This is a genomic window from Lamprobacter sp. (assembly GCF_034860625.1).
Classification (GTDB): domain Bacteria; phylum Pseudomonadota; class Gammaproteobacteria; order Chromatiales; family Chromatiaceae; genus Lamprobacter.
This window is the reverse complement of the sequence record NZ_JAYESN010000539.1, coordinates 1-1,289: the sequence shown is the minus strand read 5'-3', so window position 1 is coordinate 1,289 and position 1,289 is coordinate 1. Positions and strand designations below refer to the sequence as shown.

1 protein-coding gene and 2 pseudogenes are annotated in these 1,289 nt (G+C 63.1%); all 3 read left to right on the top strand.

Going from position 1 to position 1,289, the window contains the following annotated elements:
- A pseudogene (locus VBE63_RS29605) lies at positions 1–231 on the top strand (hypothetical protein); the annotation flags it as partial.
- Positions 188–553, top strand: coding sequence for a hypothetical protein (locus tag VBE63_RS29600; protein WP_323686549.1), 366 nt, complete (start codon positions 188–190; stop codon positions 551–553). The pseudogene VBE63_RS29605 and the gene VBE63_RS29600, both read left to right, overlap by 44 nt.
- 36 nt (positions 554–589) lie before the next feature.
- Positions 590–1,289: pseudogene (locus tag VBE63_RS29595) on the top strand (NAD-dependent epimerase/dehydratase family protein); the annotation flags it as partial.

Sequence of the window (1,289 nt, the reverse complement as noted above, 5' to 3'; positions counted from 1 at the left end):
GGTCCGTCCCCAATTTTATGCGAGATCGATGGCGTCTATTGCGGCCGGCGCATGACCTTTCTGCGCCAGCCGATCCGCCACGGTGGCCCCTTCCCGGTGCGGTTGCTGCGCCTGTTTCGGTATGGGCGCGGCGAGTGCGAAAACCGCTGGATGGATGAGCACATCAAGGTCGCCGGGCCGACGGTCGATGGTGGATCTGCTCAATCTGGAATACGGCTTCATGCCGCATGACTCGGTGGCCAGCCTGCGCGGTGGCCAGCAGGCGGGGGTGAAGCGCTGGCTGAAGGAGCGGGTCTACGCCCGTCTGCCGGGCGGGCTGCTGGCCTTGGTCTATTTTGTTTATCGGTACGTCATTCGGCTGGGCTTCCTCGACGGCCAGGCCGGCACGGCGTTCCATGTCCTGCAGGGGTTTTGGTACCGCTATCTGGTGGATGCCAAGGTGGCCGAGGTGCGTCGGTATATGGCTTCGCACCCGTGCGGTATGGTCGATGCGATTGAGCAGGTGTTGGGCATTCGTGTTGAGGCGCAGAGGCTTTCGAGCGACGCGGATTGATCGGTCAGACGCGCGCTCGGCGTCTGGGTTATTCAACTGCTGGATAACCCGTACTTCGAGCTGATGCGCCATGATGTGACCTTCCCGCTCTATGTGGAGGTGGACGAGATCTACAACCTGGCCTGTCCGGCCTCGCCCATCCACTACCAGCGTGATCCGGTACAGACCACTAAGACCAGCGTGCACGGGGCGATCAACATGCTGGGGCCTTCTTGGGATCAGGCCAAGCGGGTGAAGGCCAAGTTCTTTCAGGCCTCGACCAGCGAGGTCTACGGCGACCCGACCATCCATCCGCAGACCGAGGACTATTGGGGCAACGTCAACCCCATCGGCCCGCGCTCCTGCTACGACGAGGGCAAGCGCTGCGCCGAGACGCTCTGCTTTGATGACCGTCGCGCGCACGGGGCTGCGCATCAAGGTGGCGCGCATCTTCAACACCGACGGCCCGCGCATGCATCCGAACGACGGGCGGGTGGTCTCGAACTTCATCGTCCAAGCCCTGCGCAACGAGCCCATCACCCTCTATGGCGATGGTGAGCAGACGCGCTCGTTCTGCTATGTCGACGATCTGATCGAAGGCTTCGTGCGGCTGATGGAAAGCCCGGATGAGCTGACCGGGCCGGTCAACCTCGGCAATCCCGGCGAGTTCACGATGATCGAGCTGGCTGAGGCGGTGAAGGAACTGACCGGCTCGCGCTCGCCGCTGGTTCATGAGCCGCTGCCGCAGGATGATCCC

What these genes read in the sequence shown, in the direction of transcription:
- VBE63_RS29600 (WP_323686549.1), top strand. Translation starts at nt 188, where the DNA reads ATGGTGGATCTGCTCAATCTGGAATACGGCTTCATGCCGCATGACTCG.